General features: G+C 42.6%; 22 protein-coding genes. All 22 read left to right on the top strand.

The genetic code is table 11. From position 1 onward, the window contains the following. The first annotated feature begins 11 nt into the window (after window positions 1-11). The 22 genes from OXB_RS14260 to OXB_RS14145 all read left to right on the top strand — a co-directional run bounded on the left by OXB_RS14260 (window position 12) and on the right by OXB_RS14145 (window position 14365). Window positions 12-194, top strand: coding sequence for a hypothetical protein (locus OXB_RS14260; protein ID WP_144399711.1), 183 nt, complete (start codon window positions 12-14; stop codon window positions 192-194). A gap of 66 nt (window positions 195-260) precedes the next feature. After that, window positions 261-476 carry a hypothetical protein gene (locus OXB_RS14255; protein ID WP_052484061.1) on the top strand — a complete coding sequence of 72 codons (216 nt, stop codon included), beginning with the start codon at window positions 261-263 and terminating at the stop codon, window positions 474-476. 104 nt (window positions 477-580) lie between these two features. Beyond that, window positions 581-1171 (top strand): phage scaffolding protein, encoded by a 591-nt coding sequence (locus OXB_RS14250; RefSeq protein WP_041075139.1) that lies wholly within the window; start codon window positions 581-583, stop codon window positions 1169-1171. Window positions 1172-1189: 18 nt separating this feature from the next. Next, window positions 1190-1504 carry a hypothetical protein gene (locus OXB_RS14245; protein ID WP_041075138.1) on the top strand — a complete coding sequence of 105 codons (315 nt, stop codon included), beginning with the start codon at window positions 1190-1192 and terminating at the stop codon, window positions 1502-1504. 25 nt (window positions 1505-1529) lie between these two features. After that, window positions 1530-2552 carry a major capsid protein gene (locus OXB_RS14240; RefSeq protein WP_041075137.1) on the top strand — a complete coding sequence of 341 codons (1023 nt, stop codon included), beginning with the start codon at window positions 1530-1532 and terminating at the stop codon, window positions 2550-2552. A 14-nt stretch (window positions 2553-2566) separates the two neighbouring features. After that, the gene (locus tag OXB_RS14235) at window positions 2567-2746 is read left to right on the top strand and encodes a hypothetical protein (RefSeq protein WP_041075136.1); all 180 of its coding nucleotides are present in this window, start codon (window positions 2567-2569) and stop codon (window positions 2744-2746) included. Window positions 2747-2751: 5 nt separating this feature from the next. Then, entirely contained in the window at window positions 2752-3147 is a 396-nt protein-coding gene (locus OXB_RS14230) for a hypothetical protein (protein WP_041075135.1), read from the top strand. A 47-nt stretch (window positions 3148-3194) separates the two neighbouring features. Further along, a complete protein-coding gene (locus tag OXB_RS14225; RefSeq protein ID WP_144399710.1) occupies window positions 3195-3503 on the top strand; it encodes a hypothetical protein in 309 nt (102 codons plus the stop codon). Further along, window positions 3503-4006, top strand: coding sequence for an HK97 gp10 family phage protein (locus OXB_RS14220; protein ID WP_041075133.1), 504 nt, complete (start codon window positions 3503-3505; stop codon window positions 4004-4006). The genes OXB_RS14225 and OXB_RS14220 overlap by 1 nt, the downstream gene beginning before the upstream one ends. Continuing rightward, the gene (locus OXB_RS14215) at window positions 3996-4439 is read left to right on the top strand and encodes a phage tail terminator family protein (protein WP_041075132.1); all 444 of its coding nucleotides are present in this window, start codon (window positions 3996-3998) and stop codon (window positions 4437-4439) included. Before OXB_RS14220 ends, OXB_RS14215 begins: the two co-directional genes overlap by 11 nt. Beyond that, entirely contained in the window at window positions 4426-4653 is a 228-nt protein-coding gene (locus OXB_RS14210) for a hypothetical protein (RefSeq protein WP_041075131.1), read from the top strand. The genes OXB_RS14215 and OXB_RS14210 overlap by 14 nt, the downstream gene beginning before the upstream one ends. Beyond that, window positions 4653-5975 (top strand): phage tail sheath C-terminal domain-containing protein, encoded by a 1323-nt coding sequence (locus OXB_RS14205; protein ID WP_041075130.1) that lies wholly within the window; start codon window positions 4653-4655, stop codon window positions 5973-5975. The genes OXB_RS14210 and OXB_RS14205 overlap by 1 nt, the downstream gene beginning before the upstream one ends. Window positions 5976-5989: 14 nt before the next feature. Further along, entirely contained in the window at window positions 5990-6496 is a 507-nt protein-coding gene (locus tag OXB_RS14200) for a phage tail tube protein (protein WP_052484060.1), read from the top strand. 58 nt (window positions 6497-6554) lie between these two features. Further along, entirely contained in the window at window positions 6555-6983 is a 429-nt protein-coding gene (locus OXB_RS14195) for a phage tail assembly chaperone (protein WP_041075129.1), read from the top strand. A 251-nt stretch (window positions 6984-7234) separates the two neighbouring features. Continuing rightward, complete coding sequence (locus tag OXB_RS14185; protein ID WP_231860319.1) at window positions 7235-7594, top strand: hypothetical protein; 360 nt, start codon at window positions 7235-7237, stop codon at window positions 7592-7594. 484 nt (window positions 7595-8078) lie between these two features. Beyond that, complete coding sequence (locus OXB_RS14175) at window positions 8079-10280, top strand: tape measure protein (RefSeq protein ID WP_158333723.1); 2202 nt, start codon at window positions 8079-8081, stop codon at window positions 10278-10280. Further along, window positions 10273-10938, top strand: a complete 666-nt coding sequence (locus OXB_RS14170; protein WP_041075126.1) for a LysM peptidoglycan-binding domain-containing protein — start codon at window positions 10273-10275, stop codon at window positions 10936-10938. The genes OXB_RS14175 and OXB_RS14170 overlap by 8 nt, the downstream gene beginning before the upstream one ends. Beyond that, window positions 10931-11899: an XkdQ/YqbQ family protein gene (locus OXB_RS14165; protein ID WP_041075125.1), complete on the top strand. Its 969-nt coding sequence runs from the start codon at window positions 10931-10933 to the stop codon at window positions 11897-11899. Before OXB_RS14170 ends, OXB_RS14165 begins: the two co-directional genes overlap by 8 nt. A gap of 1 nt (window position 11900) precedes the next feature. After that, the gene (locus OXB_RS14160) at window positions 11901-12281 is read left to right on the top strand and encodes a DUF2577 domain-containing protein (protein ID WP_041076879.1); all 381 of its coding nucleotides are present in this window, start codon (window positions 11901-11903) and stop codon (window positions 12279-12281) included. Next, complete coding sequence (locus OXB_RS14155; RefSeq protein WP_041075124.1) at window positions 12278-12688, top strand: DUF2634 domain-containing protein; 411 nt, start codon at window positions 12278-12280, stop codon at window positions 12686-12688. Before OXB_RS14160 ends, OXB_RS14155 begins: the two co-directional genes overlap by 4 nt. Continuing rightward, a complete protein-coding gene (locus OXB_RS14150; RefSeq protein ID WP_041075123.1) occupies window positions 12688-13767 on the top strand; it encodes a baseplate J/gp47 family protein in 1080 nt (359 codons plus the stop codon). The genes OXB_RS14155 and OXB_RS14150 overlap by 1 nt, the downstream gene beginning before the upstream one ends. Beyond that, window positions 13760-14365, top strand: coding sequence for a putative phage tail protein (locus tag OXB_RS14145; RefSeq protein WP_041075122.1), 606 nt, complete (start codon window positions 13760-13762; stop codon window positions 14363-14365). Before OXB_RS14150 ends, OXB_RS14145 begins: the two co-directional genes overlap by 8 nt. The last annotated feature ends 7 nt before the right edge of the window (window positions 14366-14372 follow it).

The following is a 14372-nucleotide window of genomic DNA, read 5'->3' as shown; positions in this document are numbered from 1 at the left end:
GGTGTGTAAATATGGACTTTGAAGAATTCAAGAAAAGGTTTCTTGAAATCGCAAAACTTGATGGTATTGAGGTAACAGATGAGGAATTAGCTAAACTGTTTATTTCAAATTTGGTTATTAATTCATTCGAAAAGCAACAAATCATGAAAAGCATTAGGAAGAAATCACGGAAAGCCGGTATGGCAGAAAGGTAAGGTGATCCAACATCTCCGTTTGCTACTCGGTTATGTAGCTGTATGACGCGACAGGAGTGATAGAGAATGAGAACTGTACAGGGTGGAAAAATTAAACAGCTAGATACCAGAAATGAGTATCAAGTGGCAGTTGACACAATGAAAGAAGTCTTGCCGTATGCGTTGGAATTGTTTCCACCCCAAGCCAAAGCTTTGAAAGCTAAGTTCGATAGCTTAGTAGCAGAAGGCTTCACACTAGAGCAGGCCTTGGAGATTGTGAAGACACGACCAATATTTGAGTAATGGCAGATTTATCCTCGTCTTTTTAGCATTTGCAGACGTAAAAGATTCAAAGCAAATACCTAACGTGTCGTTACACGTAAAAAACGAATTAGGAGGAAAATGAATTGAACAAAGAACAATTAATCGCTCTTGGCCTGTCCGAAGAGCAAGCCGATAAAGTTGTGGCCGGTTTCGGTCAAATGATTCCTAAAAGTCGATTGGACGAAAAGATTGATGAAGTCAAAGACTTGAAGGACCAGCTCAAGGATCGGGACGGGCAACTGGAAGAATTAAAAAAGGTCGATGCCAAAGGGTTGCAGGCAAAGATTGACGAGCTTCAGGATGCCAATGAAACGACAAAGAAGGATTATGAAGCCAAGCTGAAGGAAACACAACTTTCCGGTGCAGTAAAACTCGCCTTGGCTGGTAAAGTTCATGATGCGGATCTTGTCGCTTCCCTCATTGACAGTAAGACAATCGAATTGGATGCGGACGGAAACGTCACCAAAGGACTTGATGAACAGCTGAAAACGCTGCAGGAATCGAAGTCCTTTTTGTTTGTGCCTGAAAAGGAAACGAAGTCCAACATCAAAGGTACGAAACCCGCTGAAAATCCAAACAGCGGCGAAGGCTCGGCGAACATCGGTGCTGACTTTGCGAAAATGCTAAACGACCGCGGAACTGCGCCAAGCAATGATAATAACCCATGGGGATAACACAAGGAGGAAACTGATATGCCATATGTAAAACAAGTTGAATCATTTGAACGCATTAACTTTTTAGCATCATCCAAAGTCCAGGCGTTCACTTATCAAGTGAGCGACGCTGGAGTTGCGGCAGATTCGAATGGTCAAAAAATCGTGAAAGCAGGTACTATCCTTCCGGCGAATGATGCAACCGCTGAAGGTATTCTTTACACGGATGTAGACGTGACGGAAGGGCCGCAACCAGGTTCACTGATCGTGGAAGCTTATGTACTCGAAGAACGACTGCCGGTTGCGCCTGCTGAAGATGCAAAAACCGCATTAACAAAGATCACATTCCGATAATTATTTGACAGGAGGAAATGAAATTATGCCAGATGTATTAGAACTATTTGATTCCAAGACGGTGCTAAATTATTTGAAAGAACGCCAATACAAGCCTTTGTTAGGAGAAACGTTATTCCCCGAAGTGAAACACGACACTTTAGATTTCGAGTATCTAGTAGGAGCGAGCTCCCTGCCAGTCGTGGCGTCTGTACATGCTTTTGATACAGAAGCGGAAATTGGATCCCGAGAAGCGGCGAAACAAGCGCTAGAGGCAGCTTACATTAAACGTAAAATGCAAATTACAGAGAAAGATTTAATTGCATTGCAATTCCCACGTACTCCACAAGAGGAGCGATACTTAACAGGTCGTGTATTTAATGATATCGATACGTTAGTGCAAGGGGTCAAGGCTCGTGTCGAGCTAATGCGAATGGAAGTTTTGTCAACTGGCAAAGTTACGCTGAATGAAAACGGATTAAACATGTCCGTGAATTACCACGTACCTAGTGAGCACCAAGAATCGTTAGCGGGTGACGATTTGTGGACTTCGGCCAACGCGGATATTATCGGTGATATGGAGCGTTGGCAAGATTCCCTGGATGAAAAGGCAACTCGTGCTTTAACGTCTACAAAAGTATTAACTCAAATCCTTCGTAACAGTAAAATCATCGGATATCTTTACGGGAGAGATTCAGGCCGCATCCCAACTCGTGCGGATCTAAACGCGTTTTTACTTCAACACGACCTGCCACAAATCGCGGTGTATGATTCGAAATTCCGTCGTCAAAATGCTGATGGAACCTATACAACAGAACGTTACTTTGGTGAAAATAAATTCGTTATGTTTGGTGCGGGCACTCTTGGCGAAACGCTTTACGGACCAACTCCCGAAGAATCTCGCATGGTTCGTGAAGGCAATGAACAAGTGAAAAACATCGATAAGGTGATTGCGATGGTTTATGAGGAAGGTCTGGATCCGGTATCAACTTGGACGAAGGCGGCAGCTACAGCAATCCCTTCTTTCCCTGAAGCGAACAACGTATTCCAAGCACAGCCGATTGCATAAGGAGGTTGTAATAAGTGGCAAACATTAAAGTAAAAGTGAAAGACGGCGCTTTCCCCATTCGTTACAAGGGAGAGCGCTTTTTGGTTGGTGATGAATTGACAATTGATGATAAGTACTTCGATGAATCGTCTATGGAGCGATTAGAGGAGCCGAAAAAAGCCGCTCGCTCTTCTAAAACATCCGAAAGCGAGTGATTCGCATGTTGGAAGATGTAAAAAAACGATTGGTTTCACTAGGTGTCTCAGTGTCTGGTGAACCTTCAAATTCTGACGATCTTATTTTGTCATTTACCATCGAAAAAATTACGAATCACATTAATAACCAAACGAACCTTACAAAAATTCCAGAAGGCTTGAAAGAGATTGCGGTCGATATGGTTGTTGGTGAATTCTTGTTTCTTAAAAAGGGCATGGGGCAGTTGGAGATTGAAACAATCGATTTCTCCCCTGTTACCAAACGGGTACAGGATGGCGATACAGATGTCGAATTTGCTGTTGGTGAGAATAGTACGCCAGAAGCAAATTTCGGCGCCCTGTTGGCTTACTTGCGGCATAACGAAGTTGATTTTGTGAAATACAGGGTGATGACATGGTGAACGCTCGCAGAAAGGCCATACAGAGCTTGTATCGAGGCATCTGCACTGTGAGAACGTGGGAATCGGTAAAGGACCCCGTTACCCATATAACGACAGAAAAAGAAGTGACAAGATTCGAAAATGAACCTTGTAAACTTTCATACGAAAAGCAAACCACTACTTCAAATACAGGTGGCCCGGCTGTTATTTCGCAAACCATTAAACTGTCGCTCGCTCCTGAATTAGACGTGCCTTCCGGCAGCAAAATCATCGTCACTCAGGATGGAGTTACGAATGAATACACTCGTAGCAGTCCGCCAGAAGCGCGCATGGATCATCAGCATATCACGCTTGAACTATTCGAGAGGTATGCGTAATGGCCAGGTGGGGTAAGGTCAACTTCAAACAGCTGGAACGCTTGCAAAAGAAAATGCAGAAACTTGAAAAGGCTGATTTTGATAAGTTCTGCGAAGATATGGCGAAGGAAATAGCTGCAAGATTCCTAGCCAGAGTGATTAAACGGACGCCAGTAGGTGATTACGGTGACGGCACTGTTGGTGGTACTCTGCGTAGAGGGTGGACTGCTAAGAGTCATCGCGAAGCAGAACTTACATCCGCATTCGGCGGCGGTGCAGGCGCCAAGAAGTTCACTGATTCAATGACTGTTAAGAAAAAGGGCAATATGTATGAAATTGAAGTGATAAACCCGGTGGAATATGCAGCTTACGTGGAGTACGGTCACCGCACACGTAACCATCAGGGGTGGGTGCCAGGTCGTTTCATGATGACTATATCCGCGGATGAGGTAGAACAGCTAGCTCCAAAATTGATCGAAAGAAAACTCATGAAGTTGTTAGGAGAGGCTTTCAATGGAGATTAACGACATCATTACCGCTATCTCCATTAAGTTGAACCGAACTTTCGGGGATGGCTATACCAATTATATCGACGAAGTACCGCAGGGGTTTCAAACTCCTGCTTTTTTGATTCTCTTTTTGAACTTAGAGAACATTCGTCAGATAGGCAAACGGTGGAAAGTCACCACGCTATTCAATGTGCAGTATTTCCCTTCTGGCGGTTGTGCTGATGCTTCAAACCACACACTGAAGGTGCAACATGCTCTAAAAGAAATCACGCTGTTAAACGGTTCTGTAATGCTTGGCACCGAGGCGAACAGCGAAATTGTAGACGGAAATGCGCATAACTTTATTCATTTCAATTTCTTCTTGCGAGAGGTAGAAGCAAAGACTTTGATGGGATCGCTCAGACATTATGCAAACGGAAACGAGGTGGCTACAGTTGGCGAAGAATGACGCTATTAAGAAAGAATCAAAGGCGACTGCGATTATGGTTGCGAAAGCAATCAATGGCAAAACGCCAACCTTTTCGAAAGCCCAACTTTTAAAAAGTGCAAAGTATGTTGGTCGACGAGATGCTTTGAGTGCATTGCTTAAAGATGACAAGACGTACACGCATGATCAAGTGGGACAAATATTAGAGAAATTCTACAAAGGAGGTAGCAAGTAATGGCGTTAGGTGGAGGCACATTCCTTACACAAAACAAAGTACTTCCGGGTACTTATCACAACTTTATTTCCGCGGCACGTGCATTCGTGAATCTATCAGACCGCGGTTATGTCGGCTTGCCGATGGTCCTTGATTGGGGCGTTGACGGTGATGTATTCACAGTAACTGTCGAGGATTTACAAAAAGATTCGTTGAAAATCTTCGGATACGATTATACCCATCAAAAGTTGAAAGGGATCCGAGACGTTTTTAAAAATGCCCACACAGTTTTCTTTTATCGGTTAGAAGAAGGTGCTGCTGCGGCGGCCAATTCATTTGGAAAAGCGAGGTTCAAAGGTATTCGAGGAAACGATTTGAAGGTAGTAGTTTCGGCGAATGTCGACGAGCCTGCCAAATTTGATGTCCAAACATTTCTGGGTACAACTTTAGTTGATGAGCAATTGGCGGTTGCGACTGCTGCTGAATTAATCGATTCCGACTTTGTTATTTGGGACGATGCAGCAACATTAGATTTAACAGCGGGCACCAACTTTACTGGTGGCATAAACGGAACGGGATTGACCGGGACTGCCTATCAGAATGCGCTAGATTCACTGGAAGCCTATGGCTTTAATACTCTTGGGTGCTTGTCTGGCGAACCGACAATCAAATCGCTGTTCGTTGAGTATACAAAGCGTCTGCGGGATAGTGTAGGGGCTAAATTCCAGCTTGTTGGACACAAATTAGGCGCGGTGGATCACGAAGGTGTTATTGATGTTCAAAACGATGCAATCGGCGATGGAGAAGAGGTCTTTGGTGCTGTTTACTGGGGCGTCGGTGCCCAGGCGGGTGTTGCGGTAAATAAATCGAACACCAACAAAGTTTACGGCGGAGAATTTACGCTTGATATGACCGAAACGAAAACTCAACAACAGCTTACTGCTCTATTGAAAGCAGGAAAGTATGTGTTCCATCGTGTGGGCGAGGAAATCCGTGTTCTGGAAGATGTGAACACATTTACGTCATTCACTGTTGACAAAAACGAGGATTTCTCCATGAACCAAGTCATCCGCGTTCTGGATCAGATCGCTATTGACACAGCAACTTTATTCAACACGCGCTATTTGGGTCAGGTTCCAAACGACCAAAGCGGGCGTGTTTCTTTATGGGGAGATATTGTTGCTCATCGTAGAGAACTGCAAGGTCTACGAGCAATTCAAAACTTCGATCCAGACGAAGTTGTTGTCGCGCAAGGTAATTCAAAAAAATCTGTTGTTGTGAATGAAGTGGTGGAGCCGACAGTGGCGATGTCACAACTTTATATCACGACGACAGTGGCATAAGGGAGGTAGACTAAATGCAGCTATTAAAATTAAACCTTCAGTTTTTCGCGGATGAAACAATGCACGCCAGAGAAGCTGTTCACGGCGCTCAAGGTGAAGCATTCGTCACAATTGATGGCAATCGCTATAAATTCGCGAATGTTATAAACTTAGAAGCTCGTTATGATAAATCGAAATCACAGATTCCTATTATGGGGCGTGTTTCAAAGGGTAACAAGTCTGCCGGCGGAGAAGGTACTGGATCAGCCACATTCCATTACAATACATCCATTTTCCGTGAACTGCTTTATCGTTACCAAGAAACAGGCGAGGACATCTACTTTGATATCCAGGTGACGAATGAGGATGCTTCCGCGACTGTGGGTCGGCAAACAACTATCTTGAAAGATTGCAATATGGATGGTGGTATCGTAGCATTAATCGACGCGGATGCGGAATACCTGGAGGATTCTTTCGACTTCACATTTGAGAGATTTGAATTCCCGGAGCGCTTTTCTATCCTGAACACAATGCAATCTTAATCAAGGCTCACTTCGGTGGGCTTTTTCCAATTACCTAAATTTGAGAGGATGTTATTAAATGAGTAACTTACAAGCTTTCTTTGCACAAAATATTGAAAAAGTAGGGATTGATGAACGTGTAGTCTCAAAACGATTTAAGGATGAAAACGGAAAGCCTATCCCGTGGCAGTTCGGAGCGATTGATGGCGAACAGGATACCGCTAACCGTAAAGCATGTACGAAACGTATGCCGGTTCCAGGTAAAAAAGGAATGTTCATGCCTGAAACGGACTTTGAAAAATACGCATTGAAAAATGCGGTAGCAACCATCAAATTTCCTGATCTGAACAATGCGGAACTACAATCTTCCTACGGAGTGATGGGCGCCGAGGCATTACTTCAAAAAATGCTGTTGCCGGGTGAATTGACGGAAGTGAAAAAGATTGCGCAAGAAGTTAACGGCTTTGATGTTGGAATGGACGATCTTGTAGAAGAAGCAAAAAACTAATTGATGACGGCGATCCGGATGCAAATATAGCCCATTACTGGCTTCATAAATTGCATAAATTGCCGTCAGAGTACCTAGCTTTACCGCGGCTAGAAAAAGCCTTTGTTATCGCATCTATACAAGCGAAAATCGAGGCTGACAAGAAGGCGGAGCAAGATGCGAAGCGTAATAGCAAAAAGGGTAAGCGCGGAAAGAAGAGATAGCATACCCCCCGTTATTTCGGTATATTGATGGTTAAAGGGGGGATTGGCATGGCAAGAAATCAAGTAATTGCCGGAGATTATGAAGCAAAAAACATAATGCTCAAGACCAGTTTTTTAGGTAAACAAAAAGTGCATCTATTCACTGGGTTCACCAAAAGCTTTGAGTTAAACAAGGAGACTGTTAAAGACTATGAAGTAATAACGGAAGAACATCGCAAAAGCGCTGTTAGCGGTGTCGCTCGTGGTTTAGTGGGTGGCGCTTTACTCGGTCCCGTAGGGCTTTTAGCGGGGCTTTCAGCAAAAAATAAAGGGACGCATACATTAGCAATCGAATTTCATGATGGAAAACGTTCTTTAATTGAAGTTAATGAAAAAATCTATAAAGCACTTATCAGTGAATTGTTTTAATTATGCTTAAGAAATTTTTTTCTAAGTTTTTCAAGAGTACTTCTAACGAAATTATTGTTTCAGCTGACGATTATTGGATCACTACTAGGAAGTTAGAGGACAGTAAATATTGCAGTGTTTCAGAAGTCGAAGAAACCTTTATTAGAAACATGATACTTAAATCCAAATCGAGGAATCTAAAGTATTATTTTGTTCTCGAAAGAAAGAGTGATAAAGCAATTGCTGTTTTTTATAAAAGGATCTACGTTGGTAGAATTAAACTTCGAGGCCGAAAAACGTGGATGCAAATATTGCTTAATCTATATGATGTTAGAAAGTTAGAGGACGAAGAATTGGGTACTTATATCGAAAACATCGATTTGTGGATTGATTATATCAATAAGGTTGAAGATTAGATACATCGAAAACGGTGTATCTTTTTTGTTTTGCTAAAAAGGCGGTGAGGAAAATAGCTACTATACGCACATCCATAATGATAAATGACATGATGAGCCAGCAATTCAGAGCTATGAACATGGCGATGTCTACTGTTATTGATAGCTTCCGCTCGTTAGAAGATGCAACCGGCCAAGCTATAGACCTAGCAGCTTTAAATACTGCACAGCGTGAATTACAAGAAATTGAAGCGAATTTTGATCAAATCGAAGATGAGATTAGGCAAGCTGAACAAGCTCAAAACAGATTGAATAATGACATTAATGAAGGTAGAAATCTAATGGAACGCTTTGGGGGCGCTGTTTTGAGTGCCGTTGGTGCTTATGTGTCGTTTAGAGGCTTAGAGAAAATAACCAGTATGTCTGATGAATACGCAAATACAGTTGCACGAATTTCAATGATGAATGACGGCTTACAGACAACTGCCGAATTACAAGAAATGATTTATCAAGCTGCTCAAAATGCCTATTCGCCATTTGATGACACTGCTAAAATGGTTGCGAAACTTGGAAATAACGCAGCAAGTGCATTTGAAAGTAGCGCTGAAATCGTCGACTTTGCCGAACTGGTGCAAAAGCAATTCTCGATTGCTGGAACGAGCATAATGGAAGCAAGTAACGCTTCATTGCAATTAACACAGGCGTTAGGCTCAGGCGTATTACGCGGTGATGAGCTTAACTCAATCTTTGAGCAAGCACCGAACATCATTCAAAACATCGCCAATTATTTAGATGTACCGATTGGGGCCATTCGTGAAATGGCCAGAGAAGGAGAGCTGACTGCCGATATTGTAAAAGCCTCCATGTTTGCGGCTGCTGACGACATTAACCGCAAGTTTGACAGTATGCCTAAGACGTGGGGGAATGTTTGGACTGAGATGGAAAACTACGCCGGGGATAAGATGGCGAGCGTCTCGCATCGTATTAACGATTTTATAAACTCAACTAATTTTATTTATCTACAACAAATGGCGATGCAGGCGTTCGATGTGATCGTCATGGGGATTAACCTCGTGATTGCGGTGTTAATTTCATTTGGAGACATGATTGCGAATGTAGCTCAATTCTTCCAAAGCCATTGGTCGATATTCGAGCCAATCTTAATGGTAATCGCTGTGGTGCTAGGAAGTATTGTCACTATACTTTTAGCTAAATACGCGGTCCTAGGGTTGATAAGGGTGGCAACGCTTGCCTGGGCGGCTGCTCAATGGGTGGTTAATGCTGCATATTTAGGAAGCCCGATTACTTGGGTACTGATTGCAATTATCGCAATCATTGCCCTGATTGTGTACGCCCTTATTATGTGGGGCGAACAAACAGCTACTGTAATCGGTTTTATCATCGGGCTGTTCATGTTGCTATACGCTCGTATTCATAATGTTATAGCGAATCTATGGAATATTTTCGCGGCCATAGCTGAATTTTTTGTGAACGTCTGGCAGCATCCGGTGTATTCTGTTAAGAAGATGTTTTACAACCTAGCAAGCAATGTATTAGATCAAGCGATTGCAATGGCTCGTGGCTGGGATGGATTCGCCACGTCTTTTGTGAATGCAATTATCAGTGCCGTAAATATTGCAATCAAAGCATGGAACGCATTTATTGAGATTCTTCCAGATGGGGTCGCATCGACCCTCGGACTGGGAAAAGGAACAGAGTTCTCGTATAGAGAATCAATCACCAGTGATTTGCAAGGAATTAAGGGCGCTTTAGGAGATTGGGTCGGAGAAGCGCCGGCCGATTATTGGGAAGCTCCAAAAATGGACTTTATGGATTTCGGTGAAGCATGGAATGCCGGTTTTGATTGGGGTTACGACGGAACCATGGTTGTCAGTGATTCATTAAATGGCTTGGTTGAAAAAGCAAAAGGTTTCCTAAATTACGATACACCCATGGAGGATTCGGCGTTACAAGCTGCGCTTGAGGGGTACGGTCTTGGGGGCACTGATTATGGCATGGGTGGCCTTTTGGATGCGGTTGATGATGGTAATAAAGCCGGTAAAAAGACCGCAGGCAATACCAAAAAGCTTGCAGATAGCGTAGGTATGGCGGCGGACGACCTGAAATATCTCCGTGATCTAGCAGAACGAGATGTAATCAATCGATACACAACAGGCCATATCAAAATTGACGTGAAGAATGATAATCACATCAATAACGAGATGGACATCGACGGTATTATTGATCGCTTTGCAGAGAAACTTGAAGAAGCGGTCGATACAGTAGCGGAAGGGGCTGACGGGGATGTATAACTTCTTTCTGGATGGTGTACAATTCCCGATTGCACCTTCTGAAATGAATACACGGATTAATAATCAAAACGAAACGATTGTCCTCATGAATGAGGGAGAAGTTAACGTATTGAAAAAGCCTGGTCTAACGGATATTGAGTTTGAAGTACTTCTTCCAAACGTCAAGCATCCGTTTTCTACTTACCCGGATGGATTTCAACCTGCAACCCACTATTTAGAAAAGTTGGAGCAGTTAAAAGTAGGTCAAGAACCATTTCAATTTATCGTCAATCGAATGATGCCAAGCGGGGATCTATTGTTTGATACAAATATGTCGGTATCTCTTGAGGATTATGAGATACAGGAGGATGCAGAAAACGGCTTCGACATTGTTGTGGCAATTAATTTAAAGCAAGACAGGCCATACGGTACAAAACGATTGAAAATCGAAACAAGCACATCGAACGGCGGTGCGACTAGGAAAGCGACTGTAGAAAAACAGCGCCCTGCCACCAGTAAAAAAATACCGAAGTCAGTAACGGTCAAAAGTGGAGACACACTTTGGGCGATTGCCAAACTGGAGTTGGGGGATGGATCAAAATATACCGAGCTCGCCAAAATTAATAACATTGCCAATCCAAATGCAATTAAAGTTGGGCAGGTGATCAAGCTTGAGTAAATCAAAGCTTTACATTTTATCTCGTGGTCGCATATTTGAATGCGCCGTCGAGGAAGGTGTCGTTTGGGAGACTCATCGTAAAAATACACCCGGCAAACTGACATTCAACGTTGTGAAGGATGAAGTGCTAGGGTTTCATGAAGGGGATGCCGTCCGATTCGATTATGATGGACATAAAATTTTCTTCGGTTTCGTATTCACGAAAAAACGATCCAACAATCGGATCATCAGTGTGACTGCATATGACCAGTTGCGTTATTTGAAGTACAAAGACACCTACGTCTACAAAAATAAAACAGCTGCCCAATTGCTCAAGATGATCGCCAATGACACTAAACCTAACCTAAAGCTTGGAATTATCGCAGATACAAAGTACGTGATCGCTACACGCGTTGAGGATAATGAAGAGTACTTCACAATGATAAATTATGCTTTAGATGAAACTATAAGAAATACCGGCAAAATGTATGTTCTTTACGATGATTACGGATCACTGAATCTTAGGGACGCCAAGATGCTTCGGACCGATATTCTGATAGATGAAGAAAGCGGCGAAACGTTCGAGTACACTACTTCCATTGATGAAAATACGTATAACAAAATAAAGCTGACTCGTGAAAATAAGGAGAAGGGAACTCGTGAAATATTCATTGCTCAAGATAGTGCTTCGGCGAGCGAGTGGGGCGTTCTTCAATATACCGACAAAGTTGAAGAGAAGGAAAACGGTAAGGCGAAAGCAGATGCTTTACTAAATCTTTATAATCGAAAAACACGCAAACTGAATATCAACAAAGTTTTCGGGGATATACGTATGCGCGGAGGTGCTACTGTCGGGGTTCAAATGTACCTTGGCGATCTGACCGTAGCTAACTTCATGATGATTGAAACGGCCAAGCATACATTCAAAGAATCGGATCATAGAGTCGATTTGAAACTGATAGGCGGTGATTTTGTTGCGTGATATGGTCGATATTCTCCAATCATTTAATAAAAGCGCTAAGGGTGTTCAAAGGGTTTCTAAACCCTGCGATATTGTCTATGGTACCGTCGAAAGTGTACTCCCATTAAAAATACGTGTGGACCAAAAACTTCTACTAGAACAGGAGCAACTTAAATTAACACGTGCAGTAATGGATTATGAGGTTGATATGACAGTTGATCACTTAACGGAAAATCGTTCCGGTGGCGGTGGTTATGCAGAATTTGAATCTCATAACCATGATTATAAAGGTCGAAAGAAGTTCCTGATTCATAATGGTTTAGTTGACGGAGACAAAGTAACAATGATTCGCGCTCACGGCGGCCAGCAATATCTTGTAATCGATAAAGAGGTGGTTGAATGATACCTCAACAAATTGAAAATGATGGGTTAGAACTTAATTTCGAAGAAGCTCAAAGTCCTTCTCGAACGTATAAAATCGACTTGGAAAAGAAGCGTATTATCGGCTATATCGATGAACGCGAAGCGGTCGAACAGTTTATTTATAAAGTCTTATCAACTGAGCGCTATGAGTATTTGATCTACAGTTGGAATTATGGAGCTGAGATCGCGAAACTGTTTGGCCAGCCGATTCCATATGTCTATTCGGAACTGAAACGACTTATAACGGAAGCATTAACACACGATGATCGCATCGAAAGTGTTGATGCTTTTTTGTTTAGTCACAGAAAAAACAAAGTGTCCGTGTCGTTCACTGCCCATACAATTTACGGCGACATTGAAGCTAGCAGGGAGGTGCTGGTTGCATAATGTTTGAACATCAAACTTTTGAAACAATTACAGATCGTATGATTGCATTTGTCGAGGAATGGAAGCGTGAAAAAGGTGAATCCATAGACATACGTGAAGGTGCCATTGTCTATGATATGAGCGCTATGACCTCCAAGGAACTTCAAGAATTCTATATTGCGCTTGATGGCATTATCCTGGAGACATTCCCGGAAACAGCTTCAAGACCGAATCTAATTAAACGAGCAGCTGAGTATGGCATTGTTCCCGATGAAGCTACCTATGCAGTGTTAAAAGGCGAATTCAATATTGATATTCCAATTGGTTCAAGATTCTCGCTTGGTGAACTGAACTACGTTGCTATACAACGAATATCACCAGGGATTTATGAAATGGAGTGCGAAACATCCGGAATCATCGGCAATACGCAATTCGGCTCGCTCATTCCAATTGAATACATTGATGGCCTGCAAACCGCCGAATTAACCGAGCTACTCATTCCTGGTGAAAATGAAGAAGAAACCGAAGTATTTAGGAGCAGGTTCTTTCTGACTCGTAAACAGATTCCGTATGGCGGAAATCGAGATGATTATTATCAAAAGGTATTGAAAATCGATGGAATAGGGGGAGTGAAATCATACCGCGCTCCAAGCGGTGGAGGAACTGTTGGAATCACAATTATCGCTTCTGATTTCAGTGTACCAACTCCCACTCTTATCAATGAAACTCAAACGATTATAGATCCAATACCAAATAACGGCGAAGGCTTAGGAGTTGCGCCATATGGGCACCGAGTAACGGTTAAAGGCGTTGAAGAGGTCGTGGTAGATATCGCTATGAAGCTCGTTTTATCAAATGCAACTCCTGGACAACTCCAACCAGAAGTCGAAGCGATCTGTGAAGAATATCTTCTTTCTTTACGTAAGAAGTGGAGCGAGAATGACATCTTGGTTGTTCGTAAACTTCAAATTGAAGCAAGCGCAATCAATATTTCTGGAATAGCAGATATTACAGAATCGACGATTAATGGAATCGACTCGAATTTAATTTTAACTCGCGATCAGATTCCGGTTCTCGGGGTGGTGACTCTCAGTGAGTAATCGTGTAATGCGAAATCTCCCTCCTATCTATCATGAATTGATTGAAGCGAAAGCCTTAACCGAAAGCGTATCGAATGAACTAGAAATGATTGAGATAGCAAAAAAACGGGTTGAAAATGAGCAATTCATTGAGACTTCAAGCGAAAGGTATATTCGGATTCGCGAGCAAGGATATGACATTCGCGCGGATTCATCAACTGAAACGTTAGACTTTAGACGAAGGCGACTTATCGCAAGGCAATCCTCAAGAATGCCAATCACTCAACGTAGGGTGCATGAGATCTTGAGGACCTTGGTGAGTGATGGATTTGAAGAGCATCTTGATGTAGAAAAGTGTGAAACGCTTTTTGTATTTGATGCAACCGAACAGTCAATTAGTCGAGAAATTGACTACACACTAGATCGTTTAATTCCACTTAACATGAAATTGTCAATTGCACGACGTGTGAAAACAAAAGTTTATGTCCCGGCATACATGAACGTAGGAACTGAAATCACGATTCACCCAATGCAAATTGATGATATCCGAGATCAAGTTAACTTGAATGTTGCTGCATATGCACAAATTACTCGGGAAGTAACGATCAATCCTATATAGAAAGGAG

Origin of the sequence: Bacillus sp. OxB-1 (genome assembly GCF_000829195.1) — a bacterium.
GTDB lineage: Bacteria > Bacillota > Bacilli > Bacillales_A > Planococcaceae > Sporosarcina.
Note: the sequence above shows the minus strand (reverse complement) of the source record. Positions and strands in the feature narration are given on the sequence as shown.

Coding starts and splice junctions, on each gene's coding strand:
- OXB_RS14260 (WP_144399711.1), top strand. CDS start 12: ATGGACTTTGAAGAATTCAAGAAAAGGTTTCTTGAAATCGCAAAACTT.
- OXB_RS14255 (WP_052484061.1), top strand. CDS start 261: ATGAGAACTGTACAGGGTGGAAAAATTAAACAGCTAGATACCAGAAAT.
- OXB_RS14245 (WP_041075138.1), top strand. CDS start 1,190: ATGCCATATGTAAAACAAGTTGAATCATTTGAACGCATTAACTTTTTA.
- OXB_RS14240 (WP_041075137.1), top strand. CDS start 1,530: ATGCCAGATGTATTAGAACTATTTGATTCCAAGACGGTGCTAAATTAT.
- OXB_RS14230 (WP_041075135.1), top strand. CDS start 2,752: ATGTTGGAAGATGTAAAAAAACGATTGGTTTCACTAGGTGTCTCAGTG.
- OXB_RS14220 (WP_041075133.1), top strand. CDS start 3,503: ATGGCCAGGTGGGGTAAGGTCAACTTCAAACAGCTGGAACGCTTGCAA.
- OXB_RS14215 (WP_041075132.1), top strand. CDS start 3,996: ATGGAGATTAACGACATCATTACCGCTATCTCCATTAAGTTGAACCGA.
- OXB_RS14205 (WP_041075130.1), top strand. CDS start 4,653: ATGGCGTTAGGTGGAGGCACATTCCTTACACAAAACAAAGTACTTCCG.
- OXB_RS14200 (WP_052484060.1), top strand. CDS start 5,990: ATGCAGCTATTAAAATTAAACCTTCAGTTTTTCGCGGATGAAACAATG.
- OXB_RS14195 (WP_041075129.1), top strand. CDS start 6,555: ATGAGTAACTTACAAGCTTTCTTTGCACAAAATATTGAAAAAGTAGGG.
- OXB_RS14185 (WP_231860319.1), top strand. CDS start 7,235: ATGGCAAGAAATCAAGTAATTGCCGGAGATTATGAAGCAAAAAACATA.
- OXB_RS14175 (WP_158333723.1), top strand. CDS start 8,079: ATGATGAGCCAGCAATTCAGAGCTATGAACATGGCGATGTCTACTGTT.
- OXB_RS14170 (WP_041075126.1), top strand. CDS start 10,273: ATGTATAACTTCTTTCTGGATGGTGTACAATTCCCGATTGCACCTTCT.
- OXB_RS14160 (WP_041076879.1), top strand. CDS start 11,901: ATGGTCGATATTCTCCAATCATTTAATAAAAGCGCTAAGGGTGTTCAA.
- OXB_RS14155 (WP_041075124.1), top strand. CDS start 12,278: ATGATACCTCAACAAATTGAAAATGATGGGTTAGAACTTAATTTCGAA.
- OXB_RS14150 (WP_041075123.1), top strand. CDS start 12,688: ATGTTTGAACATCAAACTTTTGAAACAATTACAGATCGTATGATTGCA.